The organism is Streptomyces sp. NPDC001443 (assembly GCF_053597355.1).
Genome location: NZ_JBSFIA010000048.1, coordinates 24,310 through 41,305, shown reverse-complemented (window position 1 = coordinate 41,305; position 16,996 = coordinate 24,310). Strand labels below are relative to the sequence as shown.

The following is a 16,996-nucleotide window of genomic DNA, read 5'->3' as shown; positions in this document are numbered from 1 at the left end:
CGCGCGCGAGTCGCCCGGCACGGTCAGCTGTCGCCGCTACGGGATCCCAGGGTGACCTCGGCGGTGTGGGTCTTGCCGTCGCGCTCGTAGGTGATCGTCACCTGGTCGCCCGGCTTGTGGGTCCAGATCTCGCCGATCAGGGTGGGACCGCTGTCGATCACATGGTCGTCGAGCTTGGTGATGACGTCGCCCGACTTCAGGCCCGCCTTGTCGGCGGGGCCGCCGGACTCGACGGAGGAGGCACCGCCGGCGCCCGTGTCGGTGATCTTCGCGCCGTTCGCCGAGTCCTGGAGGGAGACGGAGGCGCCGATCTTCGCGTAGACCGGCTTACCGGTCTTGATCAGCTGCTGGGCGACGTACTTGGCCTGGTTGATCGGGATGGCGAAGCCGAGGCCGATCGAGCCGGACTGGCTGGTGCCGCCCAGGCCGCCGCTGCCGGTGGACTGGATCGCGGAGTTGATGCCGATGACGTTGCCCTGGGCGTCGAGCAGCGGACCGCCGGAGTTGCCCGGGTTGATCGAGGCGTCCGTCTGGAGCGCGCTCATGTAGGACGCCTGGCTGCCGGAACCGTCGCTGGAGGCCACCGGGCGGTTCTTGGCGCTGATGATGCCCGTCGTCACCGTGTTGGACAGGCCGAAGGGGGCGCCGATGGCGATGGTGGAGTCGCCGACCGCCACGTCGTCGGAGTTGCCGAGGGTCAGCGGCTTCAGGTCCGAGGGGGCGTTCTTGAGCTTGATGACCGCCACGTCGTAACCCTGCGCGTGACCGACCACCTCGGCGTTGTACTTCTTGCCGTCGGGGAAGGTGGCCGTGAGCTTGCCGCCGTCGACCGCGTCCGCGACGACGTGGTTGTTGGTGACGATGTGGCCCTGGGTGTCGAACACGAAGCCGGTACCGGTGCCGCCCTCACCGTTGGTGGACTCGGCCTCGATGGTGACGGTGCTCGGCAGCGCCTTGGAGGCCACCGCCGCGATGGTGCCCGGGTCGCGCTTGACGGCGCCGCCGCTGGTGGAGGCGGAGACGGTCGTGGAGCCGCTGTTGTCGTCGTTCTTCGCCAGCGTGTAGCCGAGCCCCCCGCCGAGGCCGCCGGCGACCAGCGCGGCCACCAGGACCGCCGCGACGAGACCGCCGCGGCCGCCGCCGGACTTGGGCGCGGGCGGCTGGTACGAGGCACCCCAGCCGGAACCCGCACCGCCGCCGTCGGCGTACGCGGGCGTGACCGGCGGCGGGGGCGGCCAACCGCCCTCGGGCGCGGACCCGGCGTTCTGGACCCCGTTGTTCTGGACTCCGTCGTACGAGCCGGCCGAGGCGTACGCGGGTGCGTGCCCGGCGTGCTCCGGCGTTCCGGGGGCGGCCGGCATCACCGGCGGGACCGGAGTCGTGGGCGCGCTGTCGGGCGTGGTGGCCTGCGGGGAAGCCACGGGAGATTCCACCGGCACAGGAGGTGCTGACGGGGCCTGGGGAACCTCGGTGCCCTCGTTCTCGGTGCTCACAGCTCTTCTCCTCGATCCACGGCTGTTTGTTCTCGGTCGCACTCGGTCACGCTCGGTCATGCTTGTCGTCGACCCGGCGCGCTGCAGCTGTGCATGGTTTTGTATGCGGACAGCTTTTCCCACGGGCCGTCAGAGCACCATAAGCGGTGGCTGTGGGAACGGGACCATCCTTTATATGCGACATTCTGCTATGAGGCGGGACACTTTTTCGGATGCCTCCGGCCCGACGCCTACCCCGCTCCGGTGACACCATGACGCGGTGACCCAAGCACGGCAGCACCACATTCAAGTCGTCGCCCATCGCGGAGCCTCCGAGGATGCTCCCGAGCACACCCTTGCCGCGTACAGGAAGGCGATCGAGGACGGCGCGGACGCCCTCGAGTGCGATGTCCGGCTGACCGCCGACGGCCATCTCGTCTGTGTGCACGACCGCCGCGTCAACCGTACGTCCAACGGCCGCGGAGCGGTGTCCGCCCTGGAACTCGCCGAACTCGCGGCGCTGGACTTCGGCTCCTGGAAGAAGCGTGACCTGTGGCACCTGCGCGACGAGGAGCCCGACTGGGAGGTCCGCCCCGAGGACCCCGAGGACACCTCCGTCCTCACCCTGGAGCGGCTGCTCGGACTCGTCGCCGACTCTGGACGCCGGGTGGAGCTGGCCATCGAGACCAAGCACCCCACCCGCTGGGCCGGACAGGTCGAGGACCGGCTGCTGCTGCTCCTGAGGCGGTTCGGCCTGGACGCCCCGCCCACGCCCGAGGAGTCGGCCGTGCGCGTCATGAGCTTCTCGGCGCGCTCGCTGCACCGCGTGCGGGCCGCCTCGCCGACGCTTCCCACGGTGTCCCTCATGCAGTTCGTCTCGCCACGGCTGCGCGACGGACGGCTGCCGGCCGGCGTCCGGATCGCCGGCCCCTCGCTCCGGATCGTGCGCGGCAACCCGGGTTACGTCGAGCGCCTGAAGGGCGCCGGCCACCAGGTCCACGTGTGGACCGTGAACGAGCCCGAGGACGTCGATCTCTGCGTCGGCCTGGGCGTCGACGCCATCATCACCAACCGGCCGCGCGCGGTTCTCCAACAATTGGGGCGCTGACTCGGCCTTCCCATGAAACAACCCTTGACCCAGGCGTTTCGGTGAAGCATCCTCCGATCTCGGCCATACCGACGAAATCCAGCCACTCCCTGTCGGAAGTGCTCCGGCGCGTTCGCTCCGTGTTCGACCGCCTCGAGTGCGTCACGACACGTGGATCAGCCGGTTTCCGGTACAGGCCAATGGGGCATCCACACCGTGGCGTGGGGCGAAGGAGGTCTCGGGGGTGGCGTTGGTGGTGGCACAGGAGGTGCCCACGTCGTCGAGCATGGCCGTACCCCATGGCCCTGCGGGCGTAGGGGCCGCAAGACACCGGATGCGCGATCAGTTGCGCAGCGGCGGTGTGGCGGAATCGGTCATCGACGATGCCGTACTGATCCTTTCCGAACTTTTGAGCAATGCGTGCAAGCACGGCAGGCCACTGGGGGACGCATCCGCCGGGGACGGCGACGTCCGGGCCGCGTGGCGCGTCGACCAGAGCGGCCGGCTGACCGTCGAGGTGACGGACGGCGGCGGACCGACCCGCCCGGCCCCGGCCACTCCCTCGGTCACCGCGCACGGCGGCCGCGGACTGAACATCATCACGGCGCTGGCCGACGACTGGGGCGTCCGGGACGACGCCCGGGGCGAGGTCACGGTGTGGGTCGTCGTCCACGAGGACGTCCATGATCCCGACGCCGGATACGGACGGGCGGGTTTCGCCGCCCGGGTCGCGCCGGTCGTGCCGGCGATGCGCGACCTCTCCTTCGCGGACGCGTTCGACGACCTGGGCTGAGCCCCGGGCGGCAGCCCCGTCGGGTACCGGTGCCCGCCGTACGGGGCGGCCGTGGCGGGACACCGCCGCCCGCGTCGTCCACAGGTCCCGTGGGTTCTCGTACGAGCGGCTAGGCTCCCGCCCGTACAGACGAGCCGTAACCGGGAGACAGCCACGATGGCCAAGAAGCGACCCCAGACGACGGCCGGGCGGCCGCAGCTCAGTGATGCGGAGATCCCGGTCGTCGGCGCCCGCGAACCCTGCCCCTGCGGCAGCGGCCGCCGCTACAAGGCGTGCCACGGCCGGGCCGCCGCCCAGGCCGCGGCCGAGCTGGTGCACCGCCCCTTCGAGGGGCTCGTCGGCGAGTGCGACTGGGTCGCGCTGCGCGAACTGGTGCCCGCGGCCACGGTCGGGCTGACCCTCAAGGACGGCCTGCCCGAGGGCGTCCCCTCGGTCACCCTGGCCACGGTCCTGCCGATGGCCTGGCCCGCGCTGCGCCGCGAGGACGGTTCGGTGCTGCTCGGCCTGCAGAACGACACGGCGTCGGGCGACATCAGCCGCGACCTCGCCGACACGCTGCTGCGCGCGCTGGAGGCTCGGCCCGGCTCCCCGGTCCAGGGTCGCCGCGCCCCGGCGGACGGTCCCCGGCTCCAGGACCTCCTCGACCCCGAAGGCACCTTCGAGCCAGTTGTGCACGAGGGCTTCGAGTTCTGGGTCCCGGACGCGGAGAACTCCACCCCCGAGGTGACCGCCTCCCTGGAGCGGGCCAACGACGCGGCCATCCCGACCGTGAAGCTGACCGGCGTGGACTCCGCCTACTGGTGCGAGACCCCGGAGAAGAACCATCTGCGATGGGTCATGCCGCACGCCGAGGAACACCTTCTGGACGCTCTGGCGCGACTGCACGCGGCGGGCCGCTCCAGCCTCGGCGAGGGCACCCGGCTGGTGGGCTCCTTCCGCGCGCACGGCCTGACCGTGCCGGTCTGGGACCTGCCGAGCGGTGTCGGCGCGGACGAGATCGAGAAGCCGGCGGCCGAGTTCGCCGAGCGTCTCGCCGCGGCGCTGGCCTCGGACGCCCCGCTCACCCCCGAGGAGCGTCGCGCGCGCGGCGGGCTCACCAACCGACAGGTGACGCTCAGCTGACGTGCCGGTGCCGCCTCCCCCCGGGCTGACCGGTCGGTCAGCCCGGGGAATCGTCCGGCTGTCGTGACTCCTGCCACAACTCCCGCCGGGCATAGGCCAGTCGGTGTCCGAATAGCCCTGTCATGGACTGCTGCGCGGTGTCCGAATAGCCGAGGGAAACAAGAGATCGAATTTGCTTGGGGCCGATCTCTTGTTACCGTTCCAGTAGCCCGGTTGCTGGTGCATCCCCCGTCGCCAGCAACCGGGTCTTTCCATGCCCGGCGCCGACCGGTGCGCCCCGCCCCGGCGGGCCGCGCACGCGGGGACACCGCTCCGGCGCGTCAACCGGCCCGGCGGAAGCCCGAGTTCCCGCCCGCGTCCGACCCGGAGTCGCTCCTCGGGGCGCTCCCGCCGGCAGTCCCGAGGGAACCCTCCGCACTGCTCCCGGAGCGCAGCAGCAGCGGACCGCGCCCGGAGGGGCCCGCGAATTCCGCCACCGCCGCATAGGCGTCCGACACGTCCCGGGTGGGCTCGCGGGGCGTCTCACAGATCCCCGGCTCGTCCTCGGTGCCCACCGCGCAGTCGATCTGCACCGCGCGTCCGCCCGGCCCCATGAGGCTCAGCGCGGCGGCCAGATCGTCGCCGGTGGCGTTGCGGTAGTAGGTGCGCGCCCAGGTGTCCTCGCCCTGTGTCATGACACAGGTCTGCGCCTCGATGCCGTCCGGTGAGGTGAGTTCGGGGCCGCAGTGGGCGGCGGTGGCCAGACCCAGGCCGAGCAGCAGCGGAGAACGGCCGGGATCCGGGGACGGCGCCTTCCCGTCCCCCGGGGAGCCGGCCGCACCGGAGGAACCCGAACCACCGGAAGCCGCCGCGCCGACCGCCTCACCGTCCGTCGACGAACGTACGACCGACCGTCCCTTGGCCGTGAGGCCCGCCTGCCCGGCGGACGCCATGGCCAGTGGCAGCGCCACCGCACCTGCCACGACGCCCGCGAGGGCGAGAAGACGAACGTTCATGGACCGGAAGATAACGACCTCCGGTGGGCGCCCCGCACGGCGCACGCCCGACACCCCTACAACTCGGGCGCGCTCACACCCGTACGAGTGAGGGCCTCGACGACCGCGTCCACCACGGCCTCGACGTCGGGCACCCACGGTGCCGCCGAGCCGGGCAGCGGCGCACGCTCCCAGCGGATGGCGCCCTGTCCGGTCTCCGACGGCGGCAGGGCGAGATAGCCGCCCTCGCCGTGGAAGCGGAGGGAGCCGGGGACGAAGTCCTGGGCGTACAGCAGTTCGCCCAGCTGTTCCATCGAGTAGGGCCGCACCAGCAGCGCCCAACGGGTGGGCGAGGCCACCACCGGGCCCAGACGCATCCCCTTGCGGTCGAGCGCGGCGAGCGCGTGCGCGGCCGCGAGGGCGGGCAGGCTGACCGCGCAGGGCGCCTGGCCGCCGGTGGCGAGGACGATCGGCGCCGTCGGCCGGTTGGTCCACCACCAGCGCACCATGCGCGCGTCCGTGGTGGCCGCGAGGAGGCCGGGGTCGAACGGATGTGCACCGGGCACCGTGCACTCCGGGTCCGGGCAGCCGCAGCGGGCGCGCCCCTGCGGATCCGCCGCCACTCCCGGGAGCACCGGCCACTGCCATTCCGTCGCGAAACTCAGGGCCGCGCCGATCAACTCAGGCCCCCCGCCGTTGCGCCGGGACAGGAGCCTGCGTCGCCTTCCGAGGATCTCGCGCATGAGCGCTCGTTCCTTTCCGTTGCACGCCTGGCAACACCGAGGACCACATCACACCATGTGTCGATCACTTCACTGTGCGTACCTGTTGGCGCATCACACCCCTGTCCGAGACAAGGGGAACCCCGCTGGGCCGAACGTTGGCTGCGTCCGCGGCCGTTCCGTCCACACTGCGTCTGACAAAAGCATGGGGCGTGGCATGGGGGTGGCGAAGTCTGGCGTTTGCCGTTCCGCGCGCTTCTCTCCGCCTCCGCCACGGGAGGATGGGGTTAGGTCGTCGGTGGCTATGACGCCCGGGCCGGTCACCAGGTTCCGGGTGGTCTCCAACCGCCCCTGGCCCTTACCGAGTACGTACCCATCACGACCGCTGTGACGCTCCGTCGAGCAAGGCCAGTCGACCGCAATCGCCCGTCGCCCGAGTCAGTTTTAGGCCAACTTTGCTTTCCCGCAAGGGCTGGAGGAGGGACTCGTGAAAAGTTCCCGGAAACCTCTCGGACACCAGGAATCCCAGCAGGACAATGCTGGACATCTCCTCACGAGTGCGTGTACATGTGGAGACACTGCTAGCGGCGCAGAATGACATGGGGGTTTGCGATGCTTTTGAGCAATACGCACCGGTCGGAAAGCCGGACGACATGAACGCTCCTCACCCTCCGAAAGTGGCTGGAATCGATTCAACGGTTCCCGCACCCGCACACACTGTCGCGCCTGCGCCTGCCGCACCGGACAGCTCGCTCGTCCCTCCCGACATCGCCTGCCGCACACCGCCCGGCACCGTGCTCCAGGACCGGCTCGCCGGCTGGGTCTCGGACCTCACGACGCTGCACGAACTCACCGAACGCCTGATCCGCACGGACACCCTGTCCGACGCACTCCAGGAGCTGCTGCGGGCCGGCTCCGCCCTGGTGGGCGCCCGGCGCGGACTCGTCGTCCTGGAACCCGACGACGGTTTCGGCCCCGACACCACCGTCGGCCTGGGCCTCGGCCGCGCCGATCTCGGCCACATCGAGACCGTGCCGCGCAGCGCCCTGCCCCAGGGCACGCTTCTGGACACCGACGCCGGACTGCCCGGCGGCGCGGGCGAGATCGTGCGCCCGGATCTGTTCGCCGAGGACGGGCTCGACCCCCGCCACCGCGAGGTGGCCGCCCGTCTCGGCTACGCCGCCAGCTACGCGCTGCCCCTGTCCACCGAGGCCGCGGGCCGCCTCGGTGCCGCCGTGTGGCTCTACGACGAGCCCGCCGAGCCGGGCGAGCGCCGACGCCACCTGGTCGGCCTGTACATCCGCTACGCCACCGAACACCTCGCCCGGCTCGTCGAGGTCGAACGCACGCGCGCGTGCATGGCGACCATGTCCGAGGAACTGCTGCCCTCACGGCTGCCCCGGGTCTGCGGGGTCCGGCTCGCCGTCCGGCACCGCACCGGGCCGCGCGGCGGCGGCGACTGGTACGACACGCTGCCGCTGCCCGACGCCGCGCTGGGCCTGGCGGTCGGGTCCGTCAGCGGGTCCGGGCCGAGCGCCGTCGCCGCGATGGGCCGGCTGCGCGCCTCCCTGCGGGCGTACGCCGTGATGGAGGGCGAGGATCCCGTCGCCGTCCTGTCCGACCTGGAGCTGCTGCTGCGGCTCACCGAGCCCGCCCGCTCCGCCACCGCCCTGTTCGCCTACTGCGAACCCGCCCTGCGCAAGGTGACCCTGGCCGGCGCCGGACACTGTCCGCCACTGCTGGTCGGCGACAGGCGCACGGAGTTCGTGGAGACCTCCGTGTCGGCGCCGCTCGGGATGCTCGCCTGCTGGGAGGCGCCCAGCGTGGAGTTCGAGACGGAGCCGGGAGAGACGGTTCTGCTCTACACCGACGGGCTGCTGCACCGTACCGGCGACTGCGGGGACCGGGCCTTCGCCCGGCTGCACGCGGCGGCGGCGAGCGTCCCCAGGGCGCTGCGGACCGACCCGGACATGGTCGTGGAGCATGTGCTGCGCACCGTACTACCGGACGGACTGGACGCGGCGGACGGCGCGGAGGACGTGGTACTGCTGGCGGCCCGCTTCGAGTGACGCCCCAGCGGTGACCCCCCGGTGACCGCTCCCTGACGCCCGGTGCGGCTCTCCCGGGCCCCGGCGCAGGTCGCCGGGCATGGACCAAGGTCCTTCGGCCCTGGGCTCTCGGGCATACGACCGTACGATGGACACGGTCCAGTGCCGTATCAAGGAGGATGACCGTGGCCGACGAGCTCACCCCGGAGACCCCGGAGACTGAGTCGGAAGAGCCGATCAAGCAGCGTAAGAACGGCCTGTACCCGGGCGTGTCCGACGAGCTGGCCGAGAGCATGAAGTCCGGCTGGGCCGACACGGAGCTGCACGGCCTCGAGCCGATCGCGCAGGCCGCCGAGACCGCCGCCCGCCGTGCCGCGCTGTCCGCGCGTTTCCCCGGCGAGCGCCTGGTCGTTCCCGCGGGCAATCTGAAGACCCGCTCGAACGACACCGAGTACGCCTTCCGGGCGTCGACCGAGTACGCGTACCTGACCGGCAACCAGACCGAGGACGGCGTCCTGGTCCTGGAGCCGACCGCGGACGGCCACCAGGAGACGATCTACCTCCTGCCCCGCTCGAACCGTGAGAACGGCGAGTTCTGGCTCTCCGGGCAGGGCGAGCTGTGGGTCGGCCGCCGGCACTCCCTCATCGAGTCCGAGGCGCTGTACGGCATCCCCGCCGCCGACGTGCGCGAGCTGGCCGACAAGCTGCGCGAGGCCACCGGCCCGGTGCGCGTGGTGCGCGGCCACGACGCCGGCATCGAGGCGGCCCTGACCGACAAGGTCACCGCCGAGCGCGACGAGGAGCTGCGCGTCTTCCTCTCCGAGGCCCGCCTGGTCAAGGACGCCTTCGAGGTCGGCGAGCTGCAGAAGGCCGTCGACTCGACCGTGCGCGGCTTCGAGGACGTCGTGAAGGTCCTCGACAGGGCCGAGGCGACCAGCGAGCGCTACATCGAGGGCACCTTCTTCCTGCGCGCCCGCGTGGAGGGCAACGACGTCGGCTACGGCACCATCGCCGCCGCCGGCCCGCACGCCTGCACCCTGCACTGGGTGCGCAACGACGGCCCGGTCCGCTCCGGCGACCTGCTCCTGCTGGACGCGGGCGTGGAGACGCACACGCTCTACACCGCCGACGTCACGCGCACGCTGCCGGTCAACGGCCGCTTCAGCGAGATCCAGAAGAAGATCTACGACGCCGTGTACGAGGCCCAGGAGGCCGGTATCGAGGCGGTCCGGCCGGGCGCCAAGTACCGCGACTTCCACGACGCCGCGCAGCGCGTGCTGACCGAGAAGCTCGTCGAGTGGGGTCTCGTCGAGGGCCCGGTCGAGCGGGTGCTCGAACTCGGTCTGCAGCGCCGCTGGACGCTGCACGGCACCGGCCACATGCTCGGCCTGGACGTCCACGACTGCGCGGCCGCCCGGGTCGAGTCGTACGTGGACGGCACGCTGGAGCCCGGCATGGTCCTCACCGTCGAGCCCGGTCTGTACTTCCAGGCCGACGACCTGACGGTGCCCGAGGAGTACCGCGGCATCGGCGTGCGCATCGAGGACGACATCCTGGTCACCGAGGACGGCAACCGGAACATGTCGGACGGCCTGCCGCGCCGCTCCGACGAGGTCGAGTCCTGGATGGCCTCGCTCAAGGGCTGACCCACGGCGGCGAACGGCCGGGCACCACTGCGGTGCCCGGCCGTATCCGTGCCCGGAGCACGGGTCCCGCGTACCCGGGCGGCCCCGTGACCGGCCGCCGGCCCGCGGTCTCAGCCGCGCGGACCGACCGGCAGCGCGTCCAGGAACAGGGCACCCGCCAGCAGCCCGGCGCTGCCCCGCGGGCTCCACGCGCGCGCGTGCAGATCGGCGTCGAGGGCGTCCAGGGCGCCCCGGCCCGCCCGTGTCGCGGTACCGCCCGCCGCCAGGACCTCACGGGCACCGGCCTGGACGTGCCGCAGTCCCAGCGGACCCGCGGTGTGCAGCAGTTCGGTGTCCTGAAGGGTGGACATCACCGTCAGCAGGGCGTCGAGCCGGGCCTGTTCCTCGTCCGCACCGGCCGTGCGCGCGGCCGTGAGCGCGTCCAACGCCCGCCGTACGTGCGGGAATCCGGCCTTCGCCTCACCGCGGGCGCCGGCCGCTCCGTACTTCGCCGACACCGCCGAACCCCGCGACGGCCGCCGCGGGGCACCGCGGTCCCTGTGCGCGGCGATCCGCTTGGCGGTCGCCGCCACCTCGCGGGCTCCCGCGCCGGGGTCGAGCGCGGCCGCCGCGACCAGCAGGCCGAGCGCCCACAGCGCGCCCCGGTGACCGCCGCCGGCCAGGCCCACCGAGTGCTCGGTGCACCGCCCGATGGCGCCCAGTTCGGCGCGGAGCTGCGGGGTGGGCTCACCGGTGCGGCGGGCGGCCGCCGCCATCGCCGTGAGCCCGGGGGCCAGCGCCTTGGCCGACCAGCGCAGCAGACAGTGGTCCCGGCGGGTGGCGCGCGCGGCGAGATCACGCGGATCGGGCAGCCCCGGCTTGGGGACCAGTGCCAGTTGCCCGGTCAGCGCGTCCACCGCGGCCTGCGCCAGCGCCTCGTCCTCGCGGCGCCGGGTGGGGGGTCGGGTGCCGTGGTTTCCCGTCATGGACGTGAACGTAGGGGACGCGGACCGTCAGGGACATGGGGCGAAGCCAGGAACTGGCTGTGAATCCCGGGACACCCGAACCGCCCGCCCCCGGCTGCCCGAACCGCTACACCGCCATCAGCGGCGCGCCCTTCTTCCACTTGAGGATCTTGTCGAACCGCACCACCGCCCCGCTCCGCCCCGGCCTGTTGCCGAAGTGGACGTGGTCGGCGAGCTCATGGATGAGATGCAGTCCGCGGCCGTGTTCGGCGTCGACGTCGGCGCACGGCACGTCGGAGCGCACGGCGCGGGCGCCGTGGCCGTCGTAGCCGTCGTAGCCGTAGTGGGCGCCGTGGTCGTCGTGGCCGTCATGACCGTCGTGGCCGTCGTGGCCCTCGTGGACACGGGGTCCGTCGCCGTCGTCGCCCGCGAAGCCCGGCCCCGAGTCGGCGACCTCGATACGGCACTTCTCGCCGTCGAGGTAGGCGGTGACCCGGTACGCCTCGGGACAGCCGCCGTGCGGGGCGCCGCCGTGCTCCACGGCGTTGGCGCAGGCCTCGCCGAGAGCGACCGAGAGGTCGTAGGAGATGTCGGGATCGACGCCCGCCGTCTCCATCGTGCCGAGCAGCAGGCGCCTCGCGAGCGGAACGCTCGCAGCTTCGCACCGCAGATGGAGTGACCACCAGATGCTCATGCTCCAGCCTCCTGGCTGCGCCTCGACATACCGTTACGTATTGCCCCGAGTGCCGTTGCGTAAGCGCGCTTTCCATGTGATGCCGCCCATCCGGAGGATGCGCTCGAGGGATCAACCGGTGTATGCGGGGCCCATACGCATCAGCCGTAACAGAAGGTGATCTTCCGGTTCTCGGGATCCCGGCTCTCCCGCCGCCCTGCCGCAGGGGACCGGCGGCGCCAGTGCGATGATGGGGCGGCCATGTCTGCCCCCCACCCACGCACCACGCGCTCCGGAAGCGGTCTCCGGCTGCTGCGGGCCGCGGTGTTCGCCGCGGTCTGCGTCGTGCTGGCCGCGTGCGGCCACGCCCTCGCCTCCTGCGCGACGGTGCCCCTGTGGACGCTGGGTGCGGGGTTCCTGGGCGCGTTGGCGGTCGTCGCACCCCTCGCCGGCCGGGAGCGCTCGCTGGCCGGGATCACCGCACTGCTCGCCGCAGGCCAGACCGTGCTGCACATGCTGTTCGGCCTGGGGCAGCACGGCGCCATGGGCTCCGCGTCCACGTCGACGTCCGGCGCCATGAGCATGAACTCCATGATGTCCATGGGGTCTACGGGGTCCGCGGCCGGATCACTGTCCGACGCCGCGCTGATCCAGCGGGCCGCGCACATCCTGTGCGGAGGCACCGCCTCGGCGCTCAGTCCCGCCCAGGCCCAGCGGATCCTCGCCGACGCGCGGATCTACCCGGGAACGGGGACCGGCACGGCCACCGGCACCGCCGTCGTGCACGACCCGGCGGACGCCCTGTCGACCGCGGCCGGCTCTCTCGCCGCGCTGCTGCCCTCGCTGCCGATGCTGCTCGGCCACGCCCTCGCGGCGCTCGCCGTCGGCTGGCTGCTGCGCCGGGGCGACTCCGCCGTGCTGCGGCTCGTCGAGCTGTCGGCGCAAGGAGTCACCGAGGGGGCGCTCGTGCGTTCGCTGGGCAACGCGCTCGCGCTGGCGCGCGCCCTGCTCGCCGGACTGCCGGTCGCGCCGGAAGCGGGTCCGCGCCCGCCCCGTACCGACGCGCCCGCCCGGCCCGAACCACGCACCGCCGCCCTCCAGCACTCGGTGATCAGGCGCGGCCCGCCGGCCGCGACGGCATTCGCCCTCGCCGCCTGACACGACCGGCCGAGCCGCTCCGCGGGAGTTCCGCGAGGCGAGGACTGCCGTCGTCGTGCGGCACGCGCGCGTGCGCCCGTGATGTCCGGCTCGGAGATCACCCACCCGTACGCGCACCCCTCGTCATCGTCATCGCCGGAACCCGCCACCGGGACCCATCGGAATCCACCGGAATCCATGGCCTCCGTGGGGGTTCCCGCGCCGGAACCACATGAACCACATGAAGTGGAGTGCTCTCTTTCATGCAGGCTTCTCGTATCGCCGCCACCGTCGCCCTCGCCGGTTCGGCCGTTCTCGCCCTGTCCGCCCCGGCCTTCGCACACGTCAGCGTGCAGCCGGAGGGCACGGCCGCCAAGGGCGGCTACGCCGTCGTCGACTTCAAGGTCCCCAACGAGCGCGACAACGCCTCGACCACCAAGCTCGAGGTCACCTTCCCCGCCGACCACCCGCTGGCCTCGGTGATGCCGCAGCCGGTCGCCGGCTGGAAGGTCCAGGTCACCAAGTCCAAGCTGGCCAAGCCGCTGGAGCTGCACGGCAAGAAGATCGCCGAGGCCGTCACCAAGGTCACCTGGACCGCCGACGGCAAGGGCCTCGAGCCCGGCTACTTCCAGAAGTTCCCGCTCTCCGTCGGCACGCTCCCCGAGGACACCGAAGAACTCGTCTTCAAGGCGATCCAGACGTACTCCAACAACGAAGTCGTGCGCTGGATCGAGGTGCAGGAGGACGGCGCGGAGGAGCCCGAGAACCCGGCTCCGGTGCTTCAGCTGTCCGCCGCCACCGAGGACGGCCACTCCCACGGCTCGGCCTCCGCCGAGGACGCCTCCGCCGAGCACGACGACTCCAAGGCCGCCGCGAGCGGCAGCGCCGAGGCCGCGGCGGCCACCGACAGCTCCGACACCACCGCCCGCGTGCTGGGCGTGGTCGGCATCGCCGTCGGGGTGGCCGGGGTCGCGTACGGCGTGGCCGCAGGCCGCCGGCGCGGCACCGACAGCGACGCCCGAGCCTGACCCTCCCTGCTGTGCGCCGGGGGCCGTACGGCCCCCGGTGCACGGCACGGTTCTCACATCTGGGACATTTCTCTATGCGCAAGAAGACGTTCGCAGTGGCCGCGCTGCTCGCCGCCGCCACACTCACGCTCTCCGCCTGCGGCAGCGGCGACAAGGGCGAGGGCCCTGTCACCGTCGTCGCCGAGGAGACCTCGCAGCAGGCGGCCACCGTCCTCGACCAGCCCTTCGAAAAACCGGACCTGGTCCTCACCGACACCCAGGGCAAGTCGTACGACCTCCGCAAGGAGACCGCCGGCCGGCCCACGCTGATCTACTTCGGCTACACCAACTGCCCCGACATCTGTCCGCTGACGATGAACAACCTCGCCGTCGCCAAGAAGCAGCTTTCCAAGGCCGACCAGGACAAGCTGCGGATCGTGTTCGTCACCACCGACCCGGAGCGGGACACCTCGGCCGCACTCGGCGCCTGGCTCAAGGGCATCGACCCCCAGGTCGTCGGCCTGACGGGCGACTTCGCCACCATCCAGGCCGGTGCCCGCAGCGTCGGCATCACCGTCGAGGCGCCGCACAAGGACAAGAACGGCAAGACCGTCTCCACGCACGGCACCCAGGTCATCGCCTTCTCGCCGAAGACGGACGCGGGCTACCTGGTCTACAGCGACCAGGCCACCGTCGACGACTACACCAAGGACCTCCCCAAGATCGTGAAGGGGCAGAACCCGTGAGGCGTCCGGGCACCGCCGCGGCGACGGCAGCCGGGGTGGTCTTCGGGGCGCTGGCCCTGACAGGGTGTGGAGGTGCGGACTCCGCCGCCTCGGGCACCTCCGGGGCCTCAGGGGCTTCAGGGGCCGAACTGTCCGTCAGCTCCGCCTACATGCCGCAGCCGGTCTCCGCCTCGATGGCGGCGGGCTTCCTGACCATCGCCAACACGGGCGCCGCGAAGGACGAGCTGACCTCCGTCACCAGCGACATCGCGGGCAGCGTCACCGTCCACGAGACCGTCGGCACCTCGATGCAGGAGGTGACCTCCCTCGACGTACCCGCGCACGGCCGACTCGTCTTCGAAAGCGGCGGGAACCACCTGATGTTCGAGAAGCTGAAGCACAGGCCCACGCAGGGCCAGAAGGTGGCCGTCGTGCTGCACTTTGCCCAATCCGGACCCGTCACGGTCGAGATACCGGTGAAGTCGGCGACGTACAACCCCAAGACCGGGCACTGAGGGAGGACCCCCTTGACACAGACCATCGCCCCACGCGTGCGCACCCTGGTGCTGCTGTTCCTGGCCGTCATCGGCGCGAGCCTCGTCGCCGCCGGCCCGGCCTCCGCGCACGCCGCGCTGACCGGCAGCAACCCCGCGCAGGGGGTGGTGGTCGACAAGGCGCCGACGCAGATCTCGCTCACCTTCTCCGAGCAGGTCGCCCTGTCCGACGACGCGCTGCGCGTACTCGACCCCAAGGGCAAGCGCGTCGACACCGGCAAGCCGGCCAACACCAGCGGCACCACGTACGCCGTGGGTCTGCACAGCGGACTGCCCGACGGCACCTACACCGTCACCTACCAGGTCGTGTCGGCGGACAGCCACCCCGTCGCCGGCGCCTACACCTTCTCCGTCGGCGCGCCCTCGCGGACCGCCGTCTCCGCGGACGGGCCGACCGTCGGCGGCGGGGTCGTCGGCTGGCTGTACGGCTTCGGGCGGTACCTGTCGTACGCCGGTTTCATCGTGCTGACCGGCGGGGCGGCCTTCGTGCTCGCCTGCTGGCAGCGCGGCGCCGGGGTGCGGGCCGTGCAGCGGCTCGTCGTCTCCGGCTGGATCACGCTCACCGCGGCCACCCTCGCCCTGCTGCTCCTGCGCGGCTCCTACACCGGCTCCGGCAAGGTCGGCGACGTCTTCGACCTGAACCTGCTCGGCACGGTCCTGCAGACCAAGACCGGCGCCGCGCTGGTCTCCCGGCTGCTGCTGCTCGCAGCGGCCGCGCTGTTCATCGCCGTGCTGTTCGGTGCCTACGACAAGCGTGAGGACACCGAGAAGCGGGACCTGACCTTCGGGCTCGCGCTCGGCGGAACCGTCGTGGCCGCCGGGCTCGCCGCGAGCTGGGCGATGGCCGAGCACGCCTCGACCGGACTCCAGCCAGGCATCGCCATGCCGGTCGACGTCGTCCACCTGCTGGCCGTCGCCACCTGGCTCGGCGGGCTGGCGACCCTGCTCGTCGCGCTGTACCGGGCCCCCGCGCACACGGCCGTCGACAGCGAGGCCGTACGCCGCTTCTCGGCGGTCGCCTTCGGCAGCGTCCTCGCCCTCGTGGCGACCGGCGTCTACCAGTCGTGGCGTCAGCTCGGCTCCTGGTCGGCCTTCACCGACACCGCCTACGGTCGGCTGCTTCTCGTCAAGATCGGTCTGGTGGCACTGCTTGTCGGCATCGCCTGGCTCTCGCGCCGGTGGACGGCACGGCTGTCCGACGGGGTCGTGGCCGAGGCCGAGATCCAGGCCGAGAAAGCCGAGAAGGCCGAGAAGGCCGAGAAGGCCGAGAAGGCCGAGAAAGCCGAGAAAGCCAAGGAACCCGCGGGGGCGCGGAAGAGTTCCGGGTCCACTGCTCCTGTCGCGTCCGCCGGAACCGCCGAGGCGGCCACCGCCCCGTCCGCCGAGACAGCCGAAACCGCCGATGCTGTCACTGCCACTGCCACTGCCACTGCCACTGCCACTGCCGCGTCCGCCGGCACGGCCGGCAGCAGCGCGGACCCGGCGGCCGCGGGCGCCCCCGGACGCGCCGCCCAGCTCGCCCGGCAGCGTGCCGCGGTCGAGGCCGCCCGGCAGAAGCGGCTGCGCGACGCCGACCCCGAGCGTCACGGGCTGCGCCGGTCGGTGCTCGCCGAAGCGGGCGTCGCCGTCGTCCTGCTGGCCGTCACCACGGTGCTGACCCAGACCGAACCCGGCCGTACCGAGCAGGACGCCAAGGCCGCCACCGGGTCCTCGTCGTCCGCCTCCTCGGACCCGTCCGCCTCGGGTGCGGTGACCCTCGACATGCCCTTCGACACCGGCGGCAAGGACGGCAAGGGCGTGGTGAGCGTCGACCTCGACCCCGCGCGGGTCGGCGCCAACCAGATGCACGTCTACGTGGAACGGCCCAACGGCCGCGGCTTCGACGTCCCCGAGGTGAAGGTCGCCTTCACCCTCACCGCCAAGAGCATCGGGCCGCTGCCCGTCGTCCCCGACCACATCACCACCGGACACTGGGCGGCGAGCGGGGTACAGCTCCCCATGGCCGGCGACTGGAAGATCGCCGTGACCGTGCGGACCTCCGACGTCGACCAGGTGACCGTCTCCAAGAACGCGCAGATCGGCTGAACCACAC

General features: G+C 72.2%; 15 protein-coding genes. 10 read left to right on the top strand and 5 right to left on the bottom strand.

Going from position 1 to position 16,996, the window contains the following annotated elements; all coding sequences use genetic code 11:
- Positions 1-23: 23 nt before the first annotated feature.
- Entirely contained in the window at positions 24-1,493 is a 1,470-nt protein-coding gene (locus ACWC24_RS35905; RefSeq protein ID WP_450667098.1) for a S1C family serine protease, read from the bottom strand.
- Between the two features lie 259 nt (positions 1,494-1,752).
- On the opposite strand from ACWC24_RS35905, the gene ACWC24_RS35900 reads away from it, so the two are divergent.
- The 3 genes from ACWC24_RS35900 to ACWC24_RS35890 all read left to right on the top strand — a co-directional run bounded on the left by ACWC24_RS35900 (position 1,753) and on the right by ACWC24_RS35890 (position 4,474).
- Complete coding sequence (locus ACWC24_RS35900; RefSeq protein ID WP_450667097.1) at positions 1,753-2,580, top strand: glycerophosphodiester phosphodiesterase family protein; 828 nt, start codon at positions 1,753-1,755, stop codon at positions 2,578-2,580.
- A 223-nt stretch (positions 2,581-2,803) separates the two neighbouring features.
- On the top strand, positions 2,804-3,352 hold the full coding sequence (locus ACWC24_RS35895) for an ATP-binding protein (protein WP_450667096.1): 549 nt from the start codon (positions 2,804-2,806) through the stop codon (positions 3,350-3,352).
- Positions 3,353-3,508: 156 nt separating this feature from the next.
- Positions 3,509-4,474, top strand: coding sequence for a DUF5926 family protein (locus ACWC24_RS35890; RefSeq protein ID WP_450667095.1), 966 nt, complete (start codon positions 3,509-3,511; stop codon positions 4,472-4,474).
- A 320-nt stretch (positions 4,475-4,794) separates the two neighbouring features.
- Here the strand turns inward: ACWC24_RS35890 and ACWC24_RS35885 are convergent, their stop codons facing one another.
- Complete coding sequence (locus tag ACWC24_RS35885) at positions 4,795-5,469, bottom strand: hypothetical protein (RefSeq protein WP_450667094.1); 675 nt, start codon at positions 5,467-5,469, stop codon at positions 4,795-4,797.
- Positions 5,470-5,525: 56 nt separating this feature from the next.
- Complete coding sequence (locus tag ACWC24_RS35880; protein WP_450667093.1) at positions 5,526-6,191, bottom strand: bifunctional DNA primase/polymerase; 666 nt, start codon at positions 6,189-6,191, stop codon at positions 5,526-5,528.
- 515 nt (positions 6,192-6,706) lie between these two features.
- Here ACWC24_RS35880 and ACWC24_RS35875 point away from each other — a divergent pair.
- Complete coding sequence (locus tag ACWC24_RS35875; protein ID WP_450667092.1) at positions 6,707-8,239, top strand: PP2C family protein-serine/threonine phosphatase; 1,533 nt, start codon at positions 6,707-6,709, stop codon at positions 8,237-8,239.
- Between the two features lie 158 nt (positions 8,240-8,397).
- Positions 8,398-9,864, top strand: a complete 1,467-nt coding sequence (locus tag ACWC24_RS35870) for an aminopeptidase P family protein (RefSeq protein WP_450667091.1) — start codon at positions 8,398-8,400, stop codon at positions 9,862-9,864.
- 110 nt (positions 9,865-9,974) lie between these two features.
- On the opposite strand, the gene ACWC24_RS35865 is transcribed toward ACWC24_RS35870, so the two are convergent.
- Positions 9,975-10,829 (bottom strand): triphosphoribosyl-dephospho-CoA synthase, encoded by an 855-nt coding sequence (locus ACWC24_RS35865; protein WP_450667090.1) that lies wholly within the window; start codon positions 10,827-10,829, stop codon positions 9,975-9,977.
- Positions 10,830-10,935: 106 nt separating this feature from the next.
- Positions 10,936-11,502, bottom strand: a complete 567-nt coding sequence (locus tag ACWC24_RS35860) for an ATP-binding protein (RefSeq protein ID WP_450667089.1) — start codon at positions 11,500-11,502, stop codon at positions 10,936-10,938.
- A gap of 240 nt (positions 11,503-11,742) precedes the next feature.
- Between ACWC24_RS35860 and ACWC24_RS35855 the strand changes: the two genes are divergently transcribed.
- From ACWC24_RS35855 to ACWC24_RS35835, 5 genes are all read left to right on the top strand, one after another.
- Entirely contained in the window at positions 11,743-12,639 is an 897-nt protein-coding gene (locus tag ACWC24_RS35855; RefSeq protein ID WP_450667088.1) for a hypothetical protein, read from the top strand.
- A 242-nt stretch (positions 12,640-12,881) separates the two neighbouring features.
- Positions 12,882-13,646: a YcnI family copper-binding membrane protein gene (locus tag ACWC24_RS35850; protein ID WP_450667087.1), complete on the top strand. Its 765-nt coding sequence runs from the start codon at positions 12,882-12,884 to the stop codon at positions 13,644-13,646.
- A 74-nt stretch (positions 13,647-13,720) separates the two neighbouring features.
- The gene (locus ACWC24_RS35845) at positions 13,721-14,371 is read left to right on the top strand and encodes an SCO family protein (protein WP_450667086.1); all 651 of its coding nucleotides are present in this window, start codon (positions 13,721-13,723) and stop codon (positions 14,369-14,371) included.
- The gene (locus ACWC24_RS35840; RefSeq protein WP_450667085.1) at positions 14,368-14,865 is read left to right on the top strand and encodes a copper chaperone PCu(A)C; all 498 of its coding nucleotides are present in this window, start codon (positions 14,368-14,370) and stop codon (positions 14,863-14,865) included. Before ACWC24_RS35845 ends, ACWC24_RS35840 begins: the two co-directional genes overlap by 4 nt.
- 12 nt (positions 14,866-14,877) lie before the next feature.
- A complete protein-coding gene (locus tag ACWC24_RS35835; protein ID WP_450667084.1) occupies positions 14,878-16,989 on the top strand; it encodes a copper resistance CopC/CopD family protein in 2,112 nt (703 codons plus the stop codon).
- Positions 16,990-16,996: the final 7 nt, after the last annotated feature.

Excerpts from the sequence above, each read along its gene's own strand:
- ACWC24_RS35885 (WP_450667094.1), bottom strand. The coding sequence starts at position 5,469 with ATGAACGTTCGTCTTCTCGCCCTCGCGGGCGTCGTGGCAGGTGCGGTG.
- ACWC24_RS35845 (WP_450667086.1), top strand. The coding sequence starts at position 13,721 with ATGCGCAAGAAGACGTTCGCAGTGGCCGCGCTGCTCGCCGCCGCCACA.
- ACWC24_RS35870 (WP_450667091.1), top strand. The coding sequence starts at position 8,398 with ATGACCGTGGCCGACGAGCTCACCCCGGAGACCCCGGAGACTGAGTCG.
- ACWC24_RS35855 (WP_450667088.1), top strand. The coding sequence starts at position 11,743 with ATGTCTGCCCCCCACCCACGCACCACGCGCTCCGGAAGCGGTCTCCGG.
- ACWC24_RS35850 (WP_450667087.1), top strand. The coding sequence starts at position 12,882 with ATGCAGGCTTCTCGTATCGCCGCCACCGTCGCCCTCGCCGGTTCGGCC.
- ACWC24_RS35875 (WP_450667092.1), top strand. The coding sequence starts at position 6,707 with ATGCTGGACATCTCCTCACGAGTGCGTGTACATGTGGAGACACTGCTA.
- ACWC24_RS35865 (WP_450667090.1), bottom strand. The coding sequence starts at position 10,829 with ATGACGGGAAACCACGGCACCCGACCCCCCACCCGGCGCCGCGAGGAC.
- ACWC24_RS35880 (WP_450667093.1), bottom strand. The coding sequence starts at position 6,191 with ATGCGCGAGATCCTCGGAAGGCGACGCAGGCTCCTGTCCCGGCGCAAC.
- ACWC24_RS35890 (WP_450667095.1), top strand. The coding sequence starts at position 3,509 with ATGGCCAAGAAGCGACCCCAGACGACGGCCGGGCGGCCGCAGCTCAGT.
- ACWC24_RS35860 (WP_450667089.1), bottom strand. The coding sequence starts at position 11,502 with ATGAGCATCTGGTGGTCACTCCATCTGCGGTGCGAAGCTGCGAGCGTT.